Genomic DNA, 806 nt, shown 5'->3' with positions numbered 1-806 from the left:
TCAATGATTTGCTCGGGCTTTACTTCGGAGTCATCTTTAAAAAGGTTAAAAAATGAAGCATCCCATAGCGGCGCGATATTTTTCAGGGACTCAAATATTAACGCAAATAATGCGTTGCCCTCATTAAGCTTTGGGGAGGTCTGGAATTGCAAGGTCTGACATTCAGTATGAATGGATTTTTGCCGAGTTACCCATTGATCCAGCAAAACACTCTTTCCGGAACCGGGTGGTGCCACCATGAGAACAAGAGGGTAGCCTAGCCCCTTATCCAATAGTGCTATTAGATCATCTCGCTTGATATGAGTATTCATAGTGCCACCGCTCGTCCTGATTCCTTGTTATTGTTCTGACTCTATATGGCATACATGCGTCTACTAATTAAGACTGCATTATGTCCTTTTCGATCTCAATAGCGCTTTTAAATATTGTGAAATACCACTATTCAAAGTGTGAAATAGGCCATGTTTTATGACTTTTGCTGTAATTGTCGGTAATTTATCTATTAACGTTTGAACTCAGGCTGAAACAGGCTTAAGAGATCGAGTGTACCTTGATTTTTGTATCTCCCCATCCTTTAGGAGGGTGTTAAAGTTTTAACACTATCCTTACCCTGCCGGTTACTTGACAAAAGTTGTCCTCTTTTCCTCAAGCAGGGGTCGAGCGTATCCCCCAATATGCACCTGCTTAGGGAAAGGGTTTTTTGTCAAAGAAAACAAAAATAATGGACGGAGAGACGACACATGATTATTAACTCGGTATGGGTAACCTGGCCGGCCCTGGTCAAATACGGCACACTCGGTGTAGCA

1 protein-coding gene is annotated in these 806 nt (G+C 42.2%); it reads right to left on the bottom strand.

The window, feature by feature from the left end:
• Nucleotides 1-311: hypothetical protein (locus tag A3757_RS21475; protein ID WP_156506482.1), on the bottom strand; the 311-nt coding region annotated here is incomplete at its 3' end.
• Between the last annotated feature and the right edge of the window lie 495 nt (nucleotides 312-806).

The organism is Oleiphilus sp. HI0117 (assembly GCF_001635235.1).
Note: the sequence above shows the minus strand (reverse complement) of the source record. Positions and strands in the feature narration are given on the sequence as shown.